This window comes from Dyella sp. 01L423, from assembly GCF_056399945.1.
This window is the reverse complement of record NZ_JBFTSI010000001.1, coordinates 683,550-703,518: the sequence shown is the minus strand read 5'-3', so window position 1 is coordinate 703,518 and position 19,969 is coordinate 683,550. Positions and strand designations below refer to the sequence as shown.

At 64.4% G+C, this 19,969-nt stretch carries 18 protein-coding genes; 5 read left to right on the top strand and 13 right to left on the bottom strand.

Annotated elements, in window-relative coordinates; genetic code table 11:
* The first annotated feature begins 52 nt into the window (after positions 1-52).
* A complete protein-coding gene (gene kynU / locus AC1DMY_RS03135) occupies positions 53-1,333 on the top strand; it encodes a kynureninase (protein WP_477163548.1) in 1,281 nt (426 codons plus the stop codon).
* Here the strand turns inward: kynU and AC1DMY_RS03130 are convergent, their stop codons facing one another.
* A complete protein-coding gene (locus AC1DMY_RS03130) occupies positions 1,334-2,593 on the bottom strand; it encodes an MFS transporter (protein WP_477163547.1) in 1,260 nt (419 codons plus the stop codon).
* Between the two features lie 116 nt (positions 2,594-2,709).
* Between AC1DMY_RS03130 and AC1DMY_RS03125 the strand changes: the two genes are divergently transcribed.
* A complete protein-coding gene (locus AC1DMY_RS03125; RefSeq protein WP_477163546.1) occupies positions 2,710-3,615 on the top strand; it encodes a LysR family transcriptional regulator in 906 nt (301 codons plus the stop codon).
* 93 nt (positions 3,616-3,708) lie between these two features.
* On the top strand, positions 3,709-4,200 hold the full coding sequence (locus tag AC1DMY_RS03120; protein WP_477163545.1) for a nuclear transport factor 2 family protein: 492 nt from the start codon (positions 3,709-3,711) through the stop codon (positions 4,198-4,200).
* A gap of 89 nt (positions 4,201-4,289) precedes the next feature.
* Here the strand turns inward: AC1DMY_RS03120 and AC1DMY_RS03115 are convergent, their stop codons facing one another.
* From AC1DMY_RS03115 to AC1DMY_RS03065, 11 genes are all read right to left on the bottom strand, one after another.
* Positions 4,290-5,555 carry a glutamate-5-semialdehyde dehydrogenase gene (locus AC1DMY_RS03115; protein ID WP_477163544.1) on the bottom strand — a complete coding sequence of 422 codons (1,266 nt, stop codon included), beginning with the start codon at positions 5,553-5,555 and terminating at the stop codon, positions 4,290-4,292.
* Complete coding sequence (proB, locus tag AC1DMY_RS03110) at positions 5,552-6,724, bottom strand: glutamate 5-kinase (RefSeq protein WP_477163543.1); 1,173 nt, start codon at positions 6,722-6,724, stop codon at positions 5,552-5,554. Before proB ends, AC1DMY_RS03115 begins: the two co-directional genes overlap by 4 nt.
* 44 nt (positions 6,725-6,768) lie before the next feature.
* Positions 6,769-8,064: an argininosuccinate lyase gene (locus tag AC1DMY_RS03105; protein ID WP_477163542.1), complete on the bottom strand. Its 1,296-nt coding sequence runs from the start codon at positions 8,062-8,064 to the stop codon at positions 6,769-6,771.
* A gap of 120 nt (positions 8,065-8,184) precedes the next feature.
* A complete protein-coding gene (argC, locus tag AC1DMY_RS03100; protein ID WP_477163541.1) occupies positions 8,185-9,141 on the bottom strand; it encodes an N-acetyl-gamma-glutamyl-phosphate reductase in 957 nt (318 codons plus the stop codon).
* Positions 9,142-9,144: 3 nt separating this feature from the next.
* Positions 9,145-10,461: an acetylglutamate kinase gene (locus tag AC1DMY_RS03095; RefSeq protein ID WP_477163540.1), complete on the bottom strand. Its 1,317-nt coding sequence runs from the start codon at positions 10,459-10,461 to the stop codon at positions 9,145-9,147.
* A 7-nt stretch (positions 10,462-10,468) separates the two neighbouring features.
* The gene (locus AC1DMY_RS03090; RefSeq protein ID WP_477163539.1) at positions 10,469-11,563 is read right to left on the bottom strand and encodes an acetylornithine deacetylase; all 1,095 of its coding nucleotides are present in this window, start codon (positions 11,561-11,563) and stop codon (positions 10,469-10,471) included.
* Positions 11,564-11,694: 131 nt separating this feature from the next.
* On the bottom strand, positions 11,695-12,885 hold the full coding sequence (locus AC1DMY_RS03085) for an argininosuccinate synthase (RefSeq protein ID WP_477163538.1): 1,191 nt from the start codon (positions 12,883-12,885) through the stop codon (positions 11,695-11,697).
* Positions 12,886-12,926: 41 nt separating this feature from the next.
* Entirely contained in the window at positions 12,927-13,406 is a 480-nt protein-coding gene (locus AC1DMY_RS03080) for an OsmC family protein (RefSeq protein ID WP_477163537.1), read from the bottom strand.
* Positions 13,403-14,026 (bottom strand): FMN-binding negative transcriptional regulator, encoded by a 624-nt coding sequence (locus AC1DMY_RS03075; RefSeq protein ID WP_477163536.1) that lies wholly within the window; start codon positions 14,024-14,026, stop codon positions 13,403-13,405. Before AC1DMY_RS03075 ends, AC1DMY_RS03080 begins: the two co-directional genes overlap by 4 nt.
* Before the next feature lie 2 nt (positions 14,027-14,028).
* A complete protein-coding gene (locus tag AC1DMY_RS03070) occupies positions 14,029-15,036 on the bottom strand; it encodes an N-acetylornithine carbamoyltransferase (protein ID WP_477163535.1) in 1,008 nt (335 codons plus the stop codon).
* Between the two features lie 325 nt (positions 15,037-15,361).
* The gene (locus AC1DMY_RS03065) at positions 15,362-15,898 is read right to left on the bottom strand and encodes a glycine zipper 2TM domain-containing protein (protein WP_121878596.1); all 537 of its coding nucleotides are present in this window, start codon (positions 15,896-15,898) and stop codon (positions 15,362-15,364) included.
* A gap of 254 nt (positions 15,899-16,152) precedes the next feature.
* Here AC1DMY_RS03065 and cysS point away from each other — a divergent pair, with 254 nt between their 5' ends.
* Both cysS and AC1DMY_RS03055 read left to right on the top strand, forming a co-directional pair.
* The gene (gene cysS / locus AC1DMY_RS03060) at positions 16,153-17,541 is read left to right on the top strand and encodes a cysteine--tRNA ligase (protein WP_477163534.1); all 1,389 of its coding nucleotides are present in this window, start codon (positions 16,153-16,155) and stop codon (positions 17,539-17,541) included.
* A 681-nt stretch (positions 17,542-18,222) separates the two neighbouring features.
* Complete coding sequence (locus AC1DMY_RS03055; RefSeq protein WP_477163533.1) at positions 18,223-18,663, top strand: SufE family protein; 441 nt, start codon at positions 18,223-18,225, stop codon at positions 18,661-18,663.
* Between the two features lie 114 nt (positions 18,664-18,777).
* Here the strand turns inward: AC1DMY_RS03055 and dksA are convergent, their stop codons facing one another.
* Positions 18,778-19,881: an RNA polymerase-binding protein DksA gene (gene dksA / locus AC1DMY_RS03050; RefSeq protein WP_477163532.1), complete on the bottom strand. Its 1,104-nt coding sequence runs from the start codon at positions 19,879-19,881 to the stop codon at positions 18,778-18,780.
* Positions 19,882-19,969 lie beyond the last annotated feature (88 nt).

Here is a 19,969-nt window from a genome sequence, read left to right as displayed (position 1 = left end):
GTCATCCACGTCGTGCCCGCGCTGGGCACGACGCTTCAGCAAGAGATTCCCGATGTCCCCTCCGTTCGAAGCCACCCTCGCCTGGGCGCAGTCCCAGGATGCCGCCGATCCGCTGCGCGGCTTCCGCGACGAATTCCTGATACCCAGGCATGAGGGCCGCGACGGCCACTATTTCTGCGGAAATTCGCTGGGCCTGCAGCCGCGCGCCGTGCGTCCTGCGCTGAGTGCCGAACTCGACTCGTGGGCCGATCAGGCGGTGGAAGGCCACTTTCGTGGCGACCTGCCGTGGATGGACTACCACGAGTTCGTGCGCGACGACCTCGCCAGCGTGGTCGGTGCGCAGCCGTCCGAAGTGGTCGCGATGAACACCTTGGGCGTGAATCTGCACCTGATGATGGTGAGCTTTTATCGCCCCACGCCGGAGCGGCACGCCATCCTGATCGAAGCGGGCTCGTTCCCCACCGATCGCTATGCAGTGGAATCCCAGGTGCGTTTCCATGGCTACGACCCGGCCACCTCGCTGATCGAGCTTCAGGGCGACGAAGCCAACGGCGTGATCTCGATGGACGCCATTGAACGCGTACTGGCCGAACATGGCTCGCGCATTGCGCTGGTGATGCTGCCGGGCGTGCAATACCGCACGGGCCAGGCCTTCGACCTCGCTGCAATCACGCGCCTGGCCAATCGCCACGGCTGCATGGTGGGTTTCGACCTGGCGCATGCGGTAGGCAATCTGCCGCTGCAGCTGCACGACAGCGGCGCGGACTTCGCCATCTGGTGCAGCTACAAATACCTCAACAGCGGCCCGGGTGCGGTCGGCGGCGCGTTCGTGCATGACCGCCACGCGCGCACCACCCTGCCGCGCTTCGCCGGTTGGTGGGGCCACGACAAAACCTCGCGTTTCCAGATGGGTCCGCAATTCGTGCCCACCTATGGCGCCGACGGCTGGCAGCTGAGCAATCCACCGATCCTCGCGCTCGCGCCGCTGCGCGTGTCGCTGGAAATCTTCCGCCGCGCCGGCATGACCCGGCTGCGCGAAAAATCGTTGCGACTTACCGCTTATCTGGAATGGCTGGTGCAATCCCAGTTGAGCGATGTGCTGGAGGTGGTGACGCCGAGCGATCCGTCGCGCCGCGGCTCGCAGCTGTCCATCCGCGTCCTCGGTGGGCGCGCGCGTGGTCGTGCGCTGTTCGATGATCTGGTGGAACACGGCATCATCGGCGACTGGCGCGAGCCCGACGTCATCCGCATTTCGCCGACGCCGCTCTACAACCAGTACGCCGACTGCGTGGCGTTCGTCGAAGCCACGCGTCGCTGGGCGCAACGCAGCTGATCAGGCGGCGCGCCGCATGCCGCGCCATGTCGCCGCATCGAGCGCAAAGGCCAGTGCGCACAGGACCAGGGCGACGCAGCACACGCCGGTCCATCCCGCCGCAGCCCATGCGCTGCCAGCAACGACTGCGCCCCCGCCGCCACCGATGAAGAACACGCCGACGAACAATCCGTTGAGTCGGCTGCGCGCGGCCGGATCGAGCATATTGATCGCACGCCGGCCCAGCGTCTGATCACCCACGGCACCGGCATCGATCACGATGGCAGCAAGCACCAGCAGGCCTAGCGCCAGTTGCGGATGTTGCGCCGGATCCATACCGAACCAGCCCGCGCCGGCCAACCCCGCGAGCACGAAGCCCGCCGTCGCCACAGCGTGGGAGATCGGCATGCCCACCACGCTGTGACCGCGATCCCCTGCTTTGCCCGCCAACGGCGCCACCACTGTGCCGGCCACGCCGGCGAGTGCAAACCATGCCAGGCCGCGGCTATCGAGCAGAAACGGCGCCTGCACCAGGCGCAGCGCAATCCCGGTCCAGAACGCGCTGAATGCCGCCATCATGATCGCCGCCGAAAGGGCGTAGCGACGCAACACCGGTTCATCGCGCCATAGCGTCCACAGCGAAGCGATCAGTCCGCGATACGAGGTATGCACCGGCGGTTGTCGTGGCGGCAGGGCGAACCACAATGCGATCGCAAGCAACGCATCGAACACGCCAAGCATCCCGTAGCACGCACGCCAGCCCCACGCGCCCTCCACCAGGCTGGCAAATGGACGCGACAGCAGGATGCCCAGCATCACACCGCTCATCACATTGCCCACGGCACTGCCGCGATGCTCCGGCCGGGCCATCGCTGCCGCCAGCGGGACCAGGATCTGGATCGCGCACGAGGTGGCCCCGGCCAGGCATACGGCCAGCAGCAACCACCACGCCTGCTGCGCCACGGCGGCTGCGCCCAGCGCCAACGCACATGCCAGCAGCGTGATCGTGGTCAGGCGCCGGTTCTCGAACAGATCCGCCAATGGCACCACAAACAGCATGCCCACGGCGTAACCCAGCTGCGGCAGCATCGCCACCAGCCCGGTGAGCGACGGACGCAGGTGCATGGCGCGCGCGACCGGTCCGGCCAGGGGCTGCGCCGCCGTGAGGTTGATGATGATCACGCCCACCGCAAAGGCGAACAGCAGGGTCAAAGGCATGGTGAGCTCCGCCGGCGCCTCGTTCGCCACAGCATCGATACGGCGTCGTGAGAGGTATTGCATGTCATAGGCCTTGCCAATCGATAGGCCTGCGATGCTAAATACCCGAGCATCATGATGACAGTGAATAATCATCATAGTTTTTATGCGTATTTCGCATACTAGGCAGGATGATCGGCATGAATACGCGGGATGTCAGGGCTTTCATTGCGGTGGTGGACACCGGCTCCATCGTGCAGGCGGCGGCGCAACTGCACCTAACCCAGCCTGGCGTGACGCGTCGCGTGCAAAGCCTGGAGGCGCTGCTGGGCGTGGAACTGCTGGACCGCCAGACCAAGCCGTTGCGTCCCACCGCAACAGGACGCGAGATCTACCAGAAGGGTCGCGACCTGCTGCACGCCGAAGCCGACCTGCTCGCCCTGGCGCGCACCGACACCGAACCTTCCGGCGAATTGCGGCTGGGCATGCCGCCGTTCCTTGCGGAGCGCGCCCTCACCACGCCCATCGATCTGCTGCGCTCGCGCTATCCGGGCCTGGCGCTGCGCATTCATTCGGCCTGGTCGCCCGGTCTGGTGGAACAAGTGGAAACAGGCCTGCTGGATGCTGCCGCGGTGGTGCTCTCCGAGCACACGCCGCCGCCGGCAACCATGACGGCGCACGCCATCGATCGCCAGCCTTTGCGCATCGTCGCCGCGCCATCGCTGGGCCTGCGCGCACGCGCCACGCTCAAGTACCTCGCCGAGTTTCCCTGGGTGCTCAGCCAGAACGGCTGCGGCATGCGCTCCACCCTGCGCAGGGCCATGGAAGAGCGCGGGCTGCCCTGCAACGTCGGCGTGGAAGCCTTTGGAGCGGATCTCCAGCTATCCCTGGTCGCGCGCGGCGCAGGCATCGGCATCATCACGCCCGACCTGCTGGCCGCCAGCAGCTATCGCAGCCAGCTGAAGCTCGTCACCGTCACCGACTTCCAGCTGGACATGATTGCCTGGCTGATCCACCGCGCCCTGCCACCGCGCCTGGAAGCACCGGTCGCCATGCTGCTCGAGCAGCTCAAGGCGGTGATGTCGCGACGGCCACGGTCACGCTGAGCGCCACGAGCAGACGGACGTCCATCCATCAGGCATGGATGCGAGGGTTGGCTGATTGAGCCATGATGGCCCCATCCAAGACAAGGAATGGCCATGCGCAACGCACTGCTCGTCCGTCTGTTCGGTCTGATCGCCCTGCCGTTGGCCGCTGGCCTGGCCTATGCCGAAACACCTGCCACCATCCCGTCCGGCGACGAGCTGACCCGCACCATTGCTTCGCTCGACAGCAAGGTCTTCGACGCCTACAACCACTGCGACCTGAAGACCTTCGGCGAGTTCTTCAGCGACGACATCGAGTTCTACCACGACAAGGGAGGACTGATGACCTCTCGCGACGCCATCGTGGATGCGACCCGACGCAATATCTGCCACAAAGTGCGCCGGGAACTGGTCGGCAGCATCGAGGTGTATCCGATCAAGGACTACGGCGCGATCGAGATCGGCACGCACAAGTTTTGCCAGCTCGACACCGGCAAGTGCGAGGGCATGGGCAAGTTCTTCCATATCTGGCGGTACCAGAACGGCCGGTGGCTACTGACGCGCATAGTGAGTTACGACCATCACTCCATCGCACCCGCGAACTGATCGACAACCCCTCACCTGTGGGAGCGCACCCTGTGCGCGACTGACCTTGCCTCAAGACCCAGTCGCGCACAGGGTGCGCTCCCACAAAATTACGGGACGCGGCTTTCGAGATGCCGTACCTGACCTTCTCCACGCACCACGAACCGCTCGATCGTCAACGACTCCGCCCCCATCGGCCCGTACGCATGCAGGCGCGTCGTCGAAATGCCGATCTCCGCCCCGAGCCCCAGCTGCCCGCCATCGGAGAAACGCGACGACGCATTGACCATCACCACCGCCGACCGCAGCGACTGCACGAAACGTTCCGCCGTCGACGCATCGCTGGTGGCAATCACCTCGGTGTGATCGGAGCCGTAGCGCCGAATATGCACGATTGCCTCGTCAAGACTGTCCACCACGCGCACTGCGATGATCAGATCGAGAAATTCGGCGGCGTAATCGTCCTCGCTGGCAGGACTCGCCTCCGGAACCAGCGCGCAGCTAGCCTCATCACCGCGCAAGTCAACGCCCCGCTCGCGCAACGCTGCCGCAGCGCGTGGCAGGAACGCGCCAGCCACGTCGCGATGCACCAGCACCGTTTCCAGCGCGTTGCACACGCCGGGACGCGACGTCTTGCCGTCGATCAGCAGATTCAGCGCCAGCGCCAGGTCGGCAGAACGATCCACGTACAGGTGACACACGCCTTTGTAGTGCTTGATCACCGGCACGCGTGCATGTTCGGTTACGAAACGGATCAGGCCTTCGCCGCCACGTGGAATGGCGAGATCGACGAGATCGCTCAACTGCAGCAGCGCCACCATCGTCTCGCGACTGAGATCCTCCACCAAGGTCACCGCAGCCGCTGGCAGGCCGTGCGCATGCAGCGCTTCGTGCAGCGTGGCAGCGATGGCGCGATTGGAGTGGATGGCCTCGGAGCCGCCGCGCAGGATCACCGCATTACCCGCCATCAGGCACAACGCGGCGGCATCGGCGGTGACATTGGGGCGCGCCTCGTAGATCATCGCGATTACACCGAGCGGAATGCGCACGCGCTCCACCGTGACGCCGTTGGCGAGGGTTTCCTGTCGCGTGACAACGCCGACCGGGTCGGGCAGCTGCGCCACGTCGCGCAAGGCCTGGGCGATACCGGCGACGCGAGCCTGGTCGAGTCGCAGACGATCCAGCATGGCGCCCTGCACGCCTTTGCCGGCGGCATGTTGCATATCTTGGGCATTCGCGACGAGCACATCGTCGACGCGCCGTTCGAGCGCGTCCGCCATATCATTCAACAGTGCGCGCTTGGTGGGCGTATCGAGCATGGCCAGCGCGGGCACCGCGTCGCGGCAGGCCAGCGCCAAGGCACGGATGTCGCTCATGCGTCGATATCTCCGGTGGTCTCGATGTCGGTCGTGGTGGCGAGATCATCGCGATGCACGACTTCAGCGCCGTAGCTGTAACCCAATACGGTTTCGATATCGCGGCTATGTCGCCCTGCCAGACGCTTTACTTCGCCAGCGCCGTACTGGCTCAGTCCACGCCCCACCGCACGCCCCTGTTCGTCGACGATCTCGACCAGGTCGCCACGATGGAATTCGCCGGTCACCGCGAGCACGCCGCCCGGCAGCAGGGAAGCACGTCCACTGGCCAGGGCACGCACCGCGCCGGCGTCCACGTGGATATGTCCCGGTGCTGAAGGCGCATGGCGCAACCAGTACTTGCGCGCCTGCATGCGGCTGCGGCCGGCCGCAAAGAACGTACCGTGCAGTTCCCCGTTGGCCAGCGCCTGCACGGCAACCTCGTTTCGGCCGCTGAAAAGCGCCGTGGGGATGCCGGCAGCGCCGGCCTTGGACGCCGCCTCAAGTTTGGTATGCATGCCGCCCGTACCGACGGCACTACCGCTGCCGCCCGCCATCGCGAGCACGTCGGGCGTCAGCGCATCCACCCGAAGCACGGGCTCCGCTGCGGGATCGCGGCGAGGGTCGGCGGTATACAGCGCATCGATATCGGAAGCGATCAGTAGCAGGTCCGCATCGACCAAGGCGGCAACGATGGCGGCAAGGTTGTCGTTGTCGCCCAACTTCAGCTCATCGACCGCGACGGTGTCGTTCTCGTTAACCACCGGCAGCACATCGAGCGCGAGCAGCTCGCGCAGCGTGGTGCGGGCATTGAGATAGCGACGACGGCTGCGCAAGTCGTCGTGGGTCAGCAGCACCTGCGCCACCGGGCGCGTGCTGAGCGATTGCCACAGCGCAATCATCGGCGCCTGCCCCAACGCAGCCAGCGCCTGGCGAGCCGCCAGGTCGCCGCCGCTCGGCGCATGCGCCCGCAACTGAGCCCGCCCTGCCGCCACCGCGCCGGACGACACCAGCACCACCTGGCGGCCAGCCTCCCGGCTCAGCTGGATGAAATCCGCCAGCGTCTCGGCATAGCGCGCGGTGAGGCCGCCGCCATCGGCTGCCAGCAGATTGCTGCCTACCTTCAACACGGCGCGACGCCAGGAAGGCAGCGCCTGCGGGGAAACCGGCCTGCGCTGCCCTTCGCTCATTGTTCGGTACTTCCCGTACTGACGGTGGTCATGCCGTTCTCCGTTTAGACGTCCAGATGGCCGAGTCTAGCGCGCAATTCGTCCAGGCGCAGGTCGTTGCCGGAACCGGGCGACACACGAGCCGCCAGGCTGCCCTCGGGAGTGCGTCCAGCGCCGGCCGACGCGGCGGCGTCGGCCGCTGCCCGATAGGCGTCGCGGAATGGCACGCCGGCTGCGGCCTGCTCGATCGCCACGTCGGTGGCATACATGGCCGGTTCGATCGCGGCACGCATGGCCGGCTCGTTCCACTCCATGCGGGCCAGCAGGTCCGGCACCAGCTCCAGCGCGGCCAGACCGTGACGGCAACCGTGGAACAGCGAACCCTTGGAGAACTGCAGGTCGCGCTGGTAACCCGATGGCAGCGAGAGCAGCTGCTCGATCTCGGTGCGGGCGGCCGCGACGCTGGCATAGCTGGCGCGCAACAGCTCCACTACGTCCGGATTGCGCTTGTTCGGCATGATCGAGCTGCCGGTGGTGTACTCGGATGGCAGCTTGACGAAGTTGAATTCGGCCGTGGTGAACAGCGACAGGTCCCACGCCATGCGACGCACATCCAGCAGCGCACCGGCGATCGCTTCGAGCACAGCCATCTCGAACTTGCCGCGGGAGAGCTGCGCATAGATCGGCGACACCTGCATGCGGGCAAAGCCCAGCGCGCGCGTCGTGTGTTCGCGATCCAGCTTGAGGTTGACGCCATACCCAGCGGCGGTGCCCAGCGGATTGGCGTCGATCAGCAGCGCGGTCTGTTTTGCACGCAGCGCGTTGTCGATAAAGCCTTCGGCAAAACCGGCAAACCACATGCCTGTGGACGACACCACCGCGCGCTGCAGATGCGTATAGCCGGGCAACGGAATCGCGGGCCGGGAGGCGCGATCGAGGCATACCTGCGCGATTGCGCGGCAATACTGTTCCAGCGCGGCCAGCTGTTCCTTCAACCAAAGGCGCGTGGCGACCAGGATCTGGTCGTTGCGGCTGCGGCCGGTATGCACGCGGCGGCCGGCATCACCCAGTCGCTCGGTAAGACGCGCCTCGATAGCCGAATGGCCGTCTTCATAACGGTCGTCCAGCACGAACTCGCCGGAGCGGAAATCGTCGGCAAGCGCGTCCAGCTCTCGCTTGAGCGCGGCGGCCTCGTCGGCGCTGACCACACCGATATTGGCCAGGCCTTCGACATGCGCCTTGCTCGCGGTGATGTCGTGCAGGAAAAACTCGCGATCCAGCAGCACGTCGTCGCCGGCGAGAAACGCCATGATGCGAGCGTCGATCTTGATGTTGGATTTTTGCCAGAGGGGCTGGGTCATGGAAGAATTTCCTGCTTTTAAGCTCGTCATCCCTGCGAAGGCAGGGATCCAGTGCCTTGGGACGTACCGGTGACCTTAAGGCGTAGAGTCACTGGATTCCTGCCTTCGCAGGAATGACGATCAAGAGAACGGAATCGCCGTGTACTCATCCACGCCAATGGCGCGATTGATATTCTGCATCGCCTGCGTCGCCGCACCCTTCAACAGGTTGTCCAGCGTCGCCACCACCACCACGCGCTTGCCGTCATTGGACACCGCAAAGCCGCCAATATCGACATGATGCTTGTTGGCGATCTGGCTCACCCAGGGCGCCTCGTCCACCACATGCACCAGCTTCTCGCCTTCGTAGGCGCCGTTGAAGCGCTTGATAATGTCCTCTCGCGTCACGGGGCGAGCCAGGTACAAGTTGGTGGTGACGGTCAGGCCGCGGAAGTGCGGCGCCACGTGCGGCATGAATTCCACCGGCACGTTGAGATGGCGGCTCGCCTCCTTCTCGTGCATGTGGCCGGTAAGCGAGTACGGCATCAGGTTGTCGCGCAGCTTCTCCGGATTGTTCTTGTCCGAAGGCGTGGTGCCCGCGCCGGAGTAACCGGAAACACCGAAACTCACCGGCGGCGCAGCGAGCAAGTCCTTCAACGGCGCGATGGAAAGCTGGATGGCGGTGGCGTAGCAACCCGGGTTGCTGATGCGCTTCTCGCCGCGCCACAACTGGCGGGTGAGTTCCGGCAAGCCGTAGTACCACTTCTCGTTGAATCGATAATCGGCGGAGAGGTCAACGATCAGCGTATCGGGCTTGGCCTTGTCGATCGCCTCCACATAGGGCGCTGCCTTGCCGTTGGGCAAGGCCAGCACCACCACATCCGCCTGCTGCGCCGCCACGGCCTCCGCATCAAGGCTTACGTAGCGCAGCTCGCCGGTGTAGCCGTCCACATGATCAGCCACGCGCTGGCCATCGAGCTCGCGCGAGGAGACAAAGGCCAGCTCCAGCGACGGATGCGCTGCCACCAGGCGAATCAGTTCGGCGCCGGTGTGACCGCGTGCGCCGACAATGCCAATGCGATGTCCAGTTGTGCTCATGATTCAATCCACCAGGGTCGGCAGGCGTTGTGCGCAATGCGCCACGCAGCTGGCGATCGTGTCGAAGTCGTCGATGCCATACCAGAACACCTTCCAGCTCGGCTGCTTGAGGCAGCCGTCCGATTCGGCGTAGTAGAAATGGTTCACGCTGTTGCCGTGACGCGAGCGCCAGAACAGCTGCGGATTCTCGTCGCGCATCACCTGCCATACCGCGCGCCCCAGGCCTTCGCCCTGCGCGTCGTCGAGCACGGCGAACTTGTCCAGATACGGCAAGCCGTCTTCCATGGTGAGGATCATCGCCGTGCGATAGTTTTCGCTCACATAGACGCGGAACGGCTTGGTGCGCTCGAAATAATCGGGTACCAGCGTGCGGCCGAAGCTCGACTCGATCAGCTCGCGCATGCGACCCAGATCGATGCCTTCCCACGACTCGAAACGCTTCACCTTCTCGCCGCGGCGAACCAGAGTGCCCGAACCCTTGTGGGTGAACAGTTCCTTGGCCAGCTCAGACGGCTTGGTGATCGACACCGACGAGGTCAGCGGCAAATCATTCAGCAGGTCGGCGATCTGTTCGATCTTCAGGCGCATGCCGCCGTTGATCCACGGCTGCGCCATCAGGTGTTCGAATTCCGTGCTCAGGTTGATCGAGTCGATGATCTTGCCCTGATCGTCCAGCAGGCCGCCGGTGCCGGTAAGGAACACGATCTTGTACGGCTGCAGCACGCGCACCAGTTCATTGGCGGCGAAGTCGGCGTTGACGTTGAGGATCTGGCCCTCCTCGGTTTCGCCAAGGCTGGCGATCACCGGGATGGAGCCGGCACGCAGACTCGCCTCGATCGGCGCGAGGTTGATCTGGCTGACCTTGCCGACCAGGCCATAGGTATCGCGGTCGATGTAGCTGGCCGTGAATACGCCCGACGGCACCGAGGTGGCGCGCGTATCCATGGTCTGCAGTGCTTCCACCAGGCGCAGATTCTGTTCCTGGAACACCTTGCGCACGATCGACAAGGCCTTGGGCGTGGTCACGCGCAGGCCGTTCACTGTGTGCTTCTCGATGCCCGCGGCCGACAGCTCTTCGTCGAGCTGCGGACCGGCGCCGTGCAGCACGATCGGGGTCAGGCCTACCTGCTGCAGGAAGGTGAGCGACGAGGTGAGCGCGGGCAGATCATCGCGCAGCACCGCGCCACCGACCTTCACCACGGCGAAGCGCTTGGCGTCCAACTGGGAAAAACGCTTGAGGTACTGCTGGATCTCCTTCGCGCTGCCCATGCTCGAAAGCAGGCGGACGATGGTTTTCCGGGTGTGCTTGTGGGCTTCCACTTGGGTCTTAGCTCTTATCGATGATGCGGTAGATGGTTTCGGCGTAGTGCTGCAGTTGATCGAGCGCGACCCACTCGTCGGCGGTATGCGCCTGGGCGATGTCGCCAGGTCCGTAGACAAAGCTGATGTAGCCCGCGGCGGAGAACAGCGCCGCTTCGGTCCAGAAGTCCACGGCGTTGCCGATCGGGATGTTCAGCTCATCGGCCAGATCGCGTGCGGCCAGGCGGCGCGCTTCGGCCGTGGCCGTATCGCCCGCCGGCAGCGAGTCGCCGCGGAACAGTTCCTCGAATTCCACGGGCTGGGGTTCCACCAGCGTGCGGAAGGTATGCAGCAGTTGATCGGGCGCCATGGTCGGCAACGGACGGAAGCCGAAACGCACATCGGCGGACGGCGCAATCATGTTCGCCTTGATGCCGCCATCGACGCGACCAATGTTGAAGCGCAGGCCGGTAAGTCCACCAAAGCGCTCGTGCGCCTGCTTCTCCACATAGTCGAGCGCGGCAGCGCCCCAGCGCACGGCCTGGTGCACGGCGCTGTCGCTAGGCTTCTGTTCGCCCGAGGCGTGGCCGGCACTGCCCTTGAAACGCATCTGCACGGAATGGATGCCGCGATGCGCCAGCACGGCTTCGCCCTTGGTCGGCTCGGCCACAATGATGGCGTCGTAGGCTGGCTTGTCCTTGAGGAAGCCGGCGATGCAACGCGGGTCGTTCGCTTCTTCGTCGGTGGACAACAGCAGGGCCATGTCGCCACTGGTGACGTTGGCCACTGCGACGAGCGCAGCGGCTGCGCCCTTGATGTCGCAAGCGCCCAGGCCGATCGCACGGTCTTCGGTCAAACGCAGCTCGTGCGGGCTCGCCGTCCAATGCGGCGAATCGGGCACCGTATCCAAGTGCACGTTGAACAGCACTTTCGGTTTGCCGCGCACGGCGTACAAGGTCACCGCGCCGGCGCCGTAATCAGTCACGCTGACATCGAAGCCCGGCAGGTTGCCGCGCAGATAGTCGAAGATGCCGCCCGTGCCGATCTCGCGCGGCGGATTGCGCGTGTCGTAGCCGACCAGCGCGCGTAGATGTCGAAGAGTGTCGTCCAGTAATGCGCTCATGCGATCCGTCTGGTGAAGGTTGCCTCGAAATTTCCCATCCGTCATTCCTGCGAAAGCAGGAATCCAGTGCCTTAGCTGGAAAAGGCGAAAGTCACTGGATCCCAGCCTTCGCTGGGATGACGAGAAAAAAATCAGCGATTGATTTCAGCCCACAGCGTGCTGCTCATGCCGAACAGCTTGATGAAGCCTTCGGCCTCCTCCACGCCCCAGTCCGCCGACTGCGCGTAGGTGGCGCCCTTGGCGTTGAGGATATGCGGCGAACGCACTTCCACCGCCGTCACTTGGGCACCAGAGGTTTCCAGCACCACTTCGCCATTGACCTGGCTCTGGCTGGACGAAAGGAACGCTTCCAGATCGGTCTTGATCGGATCGTGGAAGAAACCCTCGTACACCACTTCCACCCACTTGCGCGCCACCTCGGGCTTGAAGCGGTTCTGCTGCTTGGTCAGCACCGCCTCTTCCAGCGCGCGGTGCGCGGCGAGCAGCGAAATCAGGCCCGGCGCTTCGTACACAATGCGACCCTTGAGGCCGATGGTGGTGTCGCCGGTATACATGCCGCGGCCCACGCCGTACGGCGCGAACAGTTCGTTGAGCTTGGCCAGCAGCTTGTCGCCCGGCAGGTTCTGGCCATTGAGCGATACCGCCTCACCCTTCTCGAAACCAAGGGTGACGGTGAGCTTTTCGGACGGCCATTCGGCGCGCGGCTTGCACCAGCCGCGGGCGCCTTCGCCCGGCGTCTTCCAATGGTCGATCTCGCCACCGGAGAGCGTCACGCCGAGCAGGTTCTCGTTGATGGTGTAGCTCTTCTGCTTGGCGCGCACTTCAAAGCCGCGCTCTTCCAGATACGCTTGCTCGTAGGCACGCGTCTGCGTGTGTTCCTTCTGGATCTCGCGGATCGGCGCCACGATCTGGTAATCGCCCAGCGCCTTCACGGCCAGATCAAAGCGAACCTGATCGTTGCCCATGCCGGTGCAACCATGCGCAATCGCCTTGGTACCCAGTTCCTTGGCGCGCGCAATGGCCGCGTCCACGATCAGGTAACGGTCGGACACCAGCAGCGGATACTGGCCCTGGTAAGCCTCGCCCGCCTGCACGAACGGCTTCACGAAACCGTTCCAGATCGCCGGACCGCCGTCGACGGTGACATGGCTGGCCACGCCCAGCTCCTTGGCGCGCTGTTCGATATAGGCGCGCTCCTCGGCATCCACGCCGCCGGTATCGGCGAACACGGTATGCACGGCCCAGCCGCGCTCCTTGAGGTAAGGCACGCAGAAGCTGGTGTCGAGGCCACCGGAGAAGGCGAGAACGATGTCTTTGCTCATGACTTGCGAATCCTGAGATGGAAGGCTAAACGGATAAATGACTAAACAGATTGAACCACGATGCGCGGTTCCACGCGCACCGGGAAGTTCACGGAATTAGCAATAAAGCAGCCGTGGTGCGCAGCGTCGTGCGCCGCCTCGGCCTTGACCGGATCGCTGTCGGCCGTGATGGTGACCACCGGATGCAACACCACTTCCGTAAAGTGGCCGCCATGCGTGTCGGTTTCCATCGTGCCCTCGGCGCTATCGGTGTAGGCCGTCACCACCACGCCCACCAATACCGCCTGATGCAGGTACGACAACATGTGGCAGGTGGACAGCGCCGTCACCAGCATGTCTTCCGGGTTGACCTTGCTGGCATCGCCGCGAAACATCGGGTCGGACGAGCCTTCGACGGTCGGCTTGCCTTCGATGCGGATCTCATGGCCGCGACCATAGCCCTGGTAGGTCTTGGTGCCGGTGCCCTGATTGCCCGTCCAGGTCACGTCGACCTTGTAGTGGTGTTGATGCGTGTGGCTCACGAGCTTCCCTCTTCCTGTTTGGACATGAGTGCGGCCAGCTCCGCATCGCCGCGACCGGCGCGCTGCCCGAGGCCAGCCACCACACCGGCGCGATTGGCCGCCGGGTGGTTCTGGTTCAACTTGAACTTGCCTTCGATGCGCTCGATGGAAATCTCCAGCCCGGAGATGGCGCGCAGCATCTTCTCGATGTGATCTTCCGGCGCATCGGAAACATGCCAGGGCGCCGGAAGGCCGGCTTCATGGCGATCGGTGAGGCGCTCCAGCAACTGACGCAGCCAGGCCGCGTCGTCGATCACGCGCAGGCGACCATGCACGTGCACCACGGCGTAGTTCCAGGTGGGCACTTCGCGATGGGTTTCCTGCTTGCTGGGATACCAGTTGGGACTGATATAGCCGTCCGGACCGCGAAAAATCACCAGCACCTCGGCCCCATCCATGCGCGCCAGTTCATTGCCGCGCGCGACGTGGCCGTGCAGTTTTCCATCCACCAGTTCGATCGGCAGATGGTTGGCTGCCAGGCCGTCCTCACCCTGCACCACCACGGTGGCGAACGGGTACTCACGCATCAGCGCGCGCAGCGTCTCGCTGTCCGTCTGCTTGAAGTGCGCGGGCTGGTACATGCTCAGCCCTGGCCGATCAGCGAGGCCATCACCGCCTTCTGCACATGCAGGCGGTTTTCGGCTTCATCGATGGCAATGCATGCGGGCGAATCCATCACGGCATCGGTGGCCTTGATATTGCGGCGCAATGGCAGGCAATGGCTGAACAGGCCGTTGTTGGTCAACGCCATCTTCTGCTCGTCCACGATGAAGTGCTTGTGCGCGTCGCGGATCGGCTTTTCCTGGTCCCAGCGACCGAAGAACGGCAGCGCGCCCCAGCTCTTGGCGTAGACCACGTCGGCGCCGCTATAGGCTTCTTCGATGTTGTGGCTCACCTTGAGCGAACCGCCGTTTTCCTTGGCGTTCTGATAGCCGAACTCCATGTAGCGCTCATCGAGCACGTAGTCCGGCGTGGGGCACAGCAAGGTCACGTCCATGCCCATCTTGGTGGCGATCAGCAGCGCGGAATTGGCCACCGCCGTGTTGAGCGGCTTGGGGTGATAGGTCCAGGTAAGCACGTACTTCTTGTTCTGCAGGCTGCCCAGGTGTTCCTTCATCGCCAGCGCGTGGGCGAGCTCCTGGCACGGGTGGGTGATGGTTTCCATATTGATCACCGGCACCGTGGCGTACTTGGCGAACGCCTTGATCACGTTGTCCTGGCGATCCACCTGCCAATCCTGGAATTTCGGGAAGGCGCGCACGGCGATCAGGTCCACATAGCGCGACAGCACGCGCGCCACTTCGGCGATGTGCTCTTCGGTGTCGCCATCCATCACCGTGCCCACCTCGAATTCGATCGGCCATGCGTCCTTGCCCGGCGCCAGCACGATGGCGTGGCCGCCCAGATGGAAGGCGCCGAGCTCGAAGCTGGTGCGCGTGCGCATCGAGGGATTGAAGAACATCAGCGCCACCGACTTGCCGGCCAGCTGCTGTCCGCGCGGCGAGCGCTTGAACGCGGCGGCCTGCTCGAGCAGCGCGTCGATCTCAGCGCGACTGTAATCCTGGGTGGTCAGAAAGTGGCGAAGCGTCATGAGGGAGTTGCCTTTGTCCAATCGTCGGAATCCGGAAACAAAAAAACCCGGCTGCTAGCCGGGTTTTATCGTCGATACACGTGAAACGCGTGCGACAGCCTACCCGGCCATAAAGCGGCGCAGCGGTCGGCGAGCACGCGACGTCATCCCAGCGGCCATGCGGGCGCTAGTGAGGACAGTGGCGGTATAGACGGCTGCGGACATGGGTGTTCCGGGAGGTTGAATCGTGATGATGACGGGATTTTCGCTGCCATGCAACAACGAATGCCTCTGATCGCGGCACCCGGCACCAAATCGCCGCCCGGAGGCGGCGATGACGGGGATCTCAGTCGGCGGGAGAAACGCTCACCCGCACGCGCAGGCGCTCGCCGGGGTCGTAATTGAGCCGGGACAGGTACACCTCGCCCCGATAACGGTATTCCACGTCGTAGCCCATGATGCGGCGCTGCTCGCTAACCGCAGCGACCTGGCGGCAATGGGTTTCGGTCGACTCGTACTCGCCGCCACCGGACTGGGTGGCACTGTTGCCCACCGCGCCACCGGCGACCGCGCCGGCCACCGTCGCCGCCGTGCGGCCATTGCCATGGCCCACGGTGCTGCCCAGCACGCCACCGACCACGGCACCCAGAATGGTGCCGGCCGCCGAGCCCTGGCTGGGCGCCTGGCGCACTACCTGCTGGTCGTAGCATTCCTGGCGCGGCACTTCGGTACGGGCCACGCCGTACACGGGATCGACGCGCAGCACATCCGCCCAACCGTAATGGGTGTTGTCGTCATTTTGATTCTGATACCGCGCATCCTGCGCAAACACGCCAGTGGCCATTACGGACAGCACGAGCGCAGGGAACAACCACTTGGTCATTACGACCTCCGCAGGAAGCAATTCGGGCGCATCTCTGCACCTCATACCATCCATTGCAGCAAATTCACGCTGAATCGACGCTTAGAGCTTTTCTTGCGCCATGCGATCGACGGTATGGATTCATCGGGCACCGACCCGGCCAACCGCTGCCCTGGCTGTCCCAGGCCCCAGCGGAGGCCTCTGCGGCTTGTTAAGATGCGCGACCGGCTTGCGCCCGCCTGGCGCCTGCTCCCACCGTCCGGACCACCCGACCGATGCCGATTTCGCTCCACAACAGCCTGACGCGCCGCGTAGAGACGTTCACTCCGCTCGACCCGGAGCGGGTCACCATGTATCTGTGCGGACCGACCGTCTACAACTACGTGCACATCGGCAACGCGCGTGGGCCGGTGGTGTTCGACGTGTTGGTGAAACTGCTGCGGCGCCACTATCCAAACGTGGTCTACGCCCGCAACATCACCGACGTCGACGACAAGATCAACACGGCCGCCCAGCAGCTGGGCGTGGGCATCGAAAGCATCACCACCCGCTACGCCCAGGCGTATCGCGAAGACATGGCGGCGCTCGGCATTGCGCCGCCGGACGTGGAGCCGCACGCCACCGACCATATCCCGCAGATCATCGCGATGATCGAGCGCCTGATCGCCAGCGGCCATGCTTACGCCGCCGAAGGACACGTGCTGTTCTCGGTGGATTCGTATGCCAAGTATGGCGAGCTGTCGGGCCGCGATCCGGAAGAATTGCTGGCCGGCGCCCGCGTCGAGGTGGCCCCGTACAAGCACAGCCCGGGCGATTTCGTGCTGTGGAAGCCTTCCACGCCCGACCTGCCCGGCTGGGACAGCCCCTGGGGCCGCGGCCGCCCCGGCTGGCACATCGAATGCTCGGCGATGAGCGAAGCCCACCTGGGCGACACCATCGACATCCATGCCGGCGGCGTCGACCTGCAATTCCCGCATCACGAGAACGAGATCGCCCAGTCCACCTGCGCCCACGGCGGCAAGGTGTTCGCGCGCTACTGGCTGCACAACGGCATGCTCACCTTCAGCGGCCGCAAGATGTCCAAGTCGCTGGGCAACGTGATGCTGGTGCACGAACTGCTCAAGGAGCATGCGCCTGAGGCGCTGCGCCTGCTGCTCTTGCGCGGCCACTACCGCCAGCCGCTGGACTGGTCCGATACCGCCATCACCCAGGCCATCAGCACGCTGGATGGCTGGTATCGCGTGCTGCGTGATCTGGTCAATGTGGACGTGGACACCCGTGCCCTTCCCATTCCCGCCACAGTGGAAGCCGCCCTGTGCGACGACCTCAACACTCCGCAAGCGCTCGCCGAGCTGTCCCAGCTCGCTGATGCCGCGCGCCAGGCTGGCACCGAGGAAGAACGCCGCAACGCCAAGACCGCCCTGCTCGGCGCCGGCGCCGTGCTCGGCCTTCTGCAACAGGATCCCGAGGCCTGGTTCAAGCAGTCCAGCGGCGCCACCGAGGTAGACGCCGCACGCGTCGAAGCCCTGCTGGAAGAACGCCGCACCGCCCGCGCCAGCAAGGATTTCAAGCGCGCCGACGCCATTCGCGAAGAGCTCACCGCGATGGGCGTTGCCATCGAAGATGGTGCGCAGGGGACGCGGTGGAGTGTGGTGAAGGGGTGAGGTGAAGGGTCAATCCTTCGCTCTTTTCCCTAAACCCTCTCCGTAGAAACCCTCTCGCGAGCACCCGCCCCTCACCCCAGCCCTCTCCCCTGCGGGGAGAGGGAGAAGTGGCCTGCACCGCGATGCTCTCTAGGCGGCAACCCAGCCATAACGCAACTGTGGGAGCGCACCCTGTGCGCGACAAACCTACGGAGCGGCACACCGAGGCGTGGCGGTCGCGCACAGGGTGCGCTCCCACAGACAAGCGCAGCGCCAGGCGCGGTACGCCGCTCGCAACGTGTTTGCCGAAGCCGATGCGCAGCGAGGCCCCGCTTTATAAGTCCTCAGCGACTCGGGCGCGTTGCGCAGCGCTTTGCAGTACCCGCTGTGTACCCTCGGAGGTTGTCCCCTGACGGCCTGCCTCGACCGCTCGGGCTTATCCCAACACAATGCTGCGGGCGTTATCAGGCCATTTCTTTGGGTTACTTTGGGCCAGCAAAGAAAAGTGACTCGAGCGGCGGCAGCCGATCGAAACGCCCGCCGCGCAGGCGGCCAGATCGCGGTAACGCGACAACCAAGCCCAAAGTCACTGGATTCCTGCTTTCGCAGGAATGACGATCAAGAGCGAGATCCGGCGTACCGCCAGGAAGACCAGCTACGCGCAAAAAAGCGGAAAACGCCCAAAAGCGCGATAATCCCCCCATGAGTGCCCTTGCCCCCTCCAGCGCCCAACAAGCGCAACAAGAGATCGTCGACGAATTTGCCTTCTTCAGTGATTGGACCGAGCGCTACCAATACCTGATCGACCTGGGCAAACAACTCCCCGCCTTCCCCGAAGAGCTGAAAATCGAGGAATACCGCGTGCACGGCTGCCAGTCCATGGTGTGGCTGGTCCCCAGCGGCGACGCGAACAACCTACATTTCCAGGCCACCAGCGACTCGGCCATCGTGTCGGGCCTGATCGCCCTGGTGCTGCGCGTGTATTCGGACCGTTCGGCACGCGACATCGTCGCCACCGAACCGCGCTATATCGAAGCGATCGGCCTGGCGAAGCATCTTTCACCCACACGTTCCAACGGCCTCGCCGCGATGCTGGCCAAGATCAAGGCGTACGCAGCGGCCAGCCTGGGCGACAGCAAGTAGCAGCCGGTACGGCGCGCACCGCTGCGCTGCCGACGTTTGCCGGCCTGTGGCCAAACAACAAAGCCCCGCACGAAGCGGGGCTTTGTCCATGACATCAACGTCGAGCGCGCGACCTCAGTCGCCCATCTGCTTCTGCAGATGTTCGCGGCGTTCCTGCGCGTCCAGCGACAGGGTGGCGATCGGGCGGGCGTCGAGGCGCTCCAGGCCAATCTCTTCGTCGGTTTCCTCGCAGTAGCCATATCGACCTTCTTCGATACGGCGCAGCGCCTTGTCGATCTTGGAGATCAGCTTGCGGTAGCGGTCGCGCGTGCGCAGTTCCAGCGAGTTTTCAGTCTCGCGGGTGGCACGCTCGGCCTCGTCGCCCACGTCACGCACCTCGTCACGCAGGTTTTCCATCGTCTGACGCGACTCTTCCACGAGCTGCTCACGCCATTCGCGCAACTTGTTGCGGAAGTACGCGAGGTGCTTGGGGCTCATGTACTCCTCGTTGTCGTTGTTCGAGGGGCGATAACCCTTGGGCAGGTCGATCAGGGTCGTGGAAGGCAGCGCATAGCGACCGTCTTCGCGGGTGATGCCATTGTCGAGAGTTGCGGTTTTATTCATCGAGGACTGCTGGGCTTTCTGAGTTTTGATAGGGGTATGACGAGCGGTTGCGCTGGCCACTTTGCCCGTGAAGGGCGACGTCGCCGGCTTGCTCGGCTCCTTGTGGGTCACTGCAACCGCCTTCGGAGCCAGCGCTGACTGCTTGGCAGCGGCTGGCTGCTTGGCAGGGGCGGCGCTGGCAACCGGCTTGGCGGGTGCTGCCTTGGCCGTCTTGGCCGGTGCGGGAGCCGGCTTCACCGGCTTGGTCACCGACTTGGGCGGCTGCTTTTTGGCGGGCGCCGCGACCTTCTTGGCGACCGGTTTTTCGATTTTCTTGGCGACTACGGGCTTTTTGACCGGAGCCGTCTTCTTGACTTGTGGCTTGGGTGCGGGCTTCTTGGCGACGCTCTTGGCCGGAGCCTTGGCGACCGCCTTCTTGACGGCAGGCTTACTGGCGGCGACAACCTTCTTCGCCGGCGCTGTCTTGGCAGCCGGTTTCTTGGCCGCAACGGCCTTGGCCGGTGTCGAACTCCGCCCGGCGGCTGGCTTCTTGCCGGCCTTGGCGTCTTTCACCTTACCGGCAGGCTTTCCCTTCTGCGGCTTGGTGGCTGAAGCACTACGCGTCGTTTTCGCCATTTCCCTTCACCATTTTAGCCTTGGCGGCCGGGTGTTATAGCCCATGCGGCTTACACCAGCAACCGTGCTTCTGGAATACTTGCGACAC

Excerpts from the sequence above, each read along its gene's own strand:
- kynU (WP_477163548.1), top strand. The coding sequence starts at position 53 with ATGTCCCCTCCGTTCGAAGCCACCCTCGCCTGGGCGCAGTCCCAGGAT.
- AC1DMY_RS03130 (WP_477163547.1), bottom strand. The coding sequence starts at position 2,593 with ATGCAATACCTCTCACGACGCCGTATCGATGCTGTGGCGAACGAGGCG.
- AC1DMY_RS03125 (WP_477163546.1), top strand. The coding sequence starts at position 2,710 with ATGAATACGCGGGATGTCAGGGCTTTCATTGCGGTGGTGGACACCGGC.
- AC1DMY_RS03120 (WP_477163545.1), top strand. The coding sequence starts at position 3,709 with ATGCGCAACGCACTGCTCGTCCGTCTGTTCGGTCTGATCGCCCTGCCG.
- AC1DMY_RS03115 (WP_477163544.1), bottom strand. The coding sequence starts at position 5,555 with ATGAGCGACATCCGTGCCTTGGCGCTGGCCTGCCGCGACGCGGTGCCC.
- proB (WP_477163543.1), bottom strand. The coding sequence starts at position 6,724 with ATGAGCGAAGGGCAGCGCAGGCCGGTTTCCCCGCAGGCGCTGCCTTCC.
- AC1DMY_RS03105 (WP_477163542.1), bottom strand. The coding sequence starts at position 8,064 with ATGACCCAGCCCCTCTGGCAAAAATCCAACATCAAGATCGACGCTCGC.
- argC (WP_477163541.1), bottom strand. The coding sequence starts at position 9,141 with ATGAGCACAACTGGACATCGCATTGGCATTGTCGGCGCACGCGGTCAC.
- AC1DMY_RS03090 (WP_477163539.1), bottom strand. The coding sequence starts at position 11,563 with ATGAGCGCATTACTGGACGACACTCTTCGACATCTACGCGCGCTGGTC.
- AC1DMY_RS03085 (WP_477163538.1), bottom strand. The coding sequence starts at position 12,885 with ATGAGCAAAGACATCGTTCTCGCCTTCTCCGGTGGCCTCGACACCAGC.
- AC1DMY_RS03075 (WP_477163536.1), bottom strand. The coding sequence starts at position 14,026 with ATGTACCAGCCCGCGCACTTCAAGCAGACGGACAGCGAGACGCTGCGC.
- AC1DMY_RS03070 (WP_477163535.1), bottom strand. The coding sequence starts at position 15,036 with ATGACGCTTCGCCACTTTCTGACCACCCAGGATTACAGTCGCGCTGAG.
- AC1DMY_RS03065 (WP_121878596.1), bottom strand. The coding sequence starts at position 15,898 with ATGACCAAGTGGTTGTTCCCTGCGCTCGTGCTGTCCGTAATGGCCACT.
- cysS (WP_477163534.1), top strand. The coding sequence starts at position 16,153 with ATGCCGATTTCGCTCCACAACAGCCTGACGCGCCGCGTAGAGACGTTC.
- AC1DMY_RS03055 (WP_477163533.1), top strand. The coding sequence starts at position 18,223 with ATGAGTGCCCTTGCCCCCTCCAGCGCCCAACAAGCGCAACAAGAGATC.
- dksA (WP_477163532.1), bottom strand. The coding sequence starts at position 19,881 with ATGGCGAAAACGACGCGTAGTGCTTCAGCCACCAAGCCGCAGAAGGGA.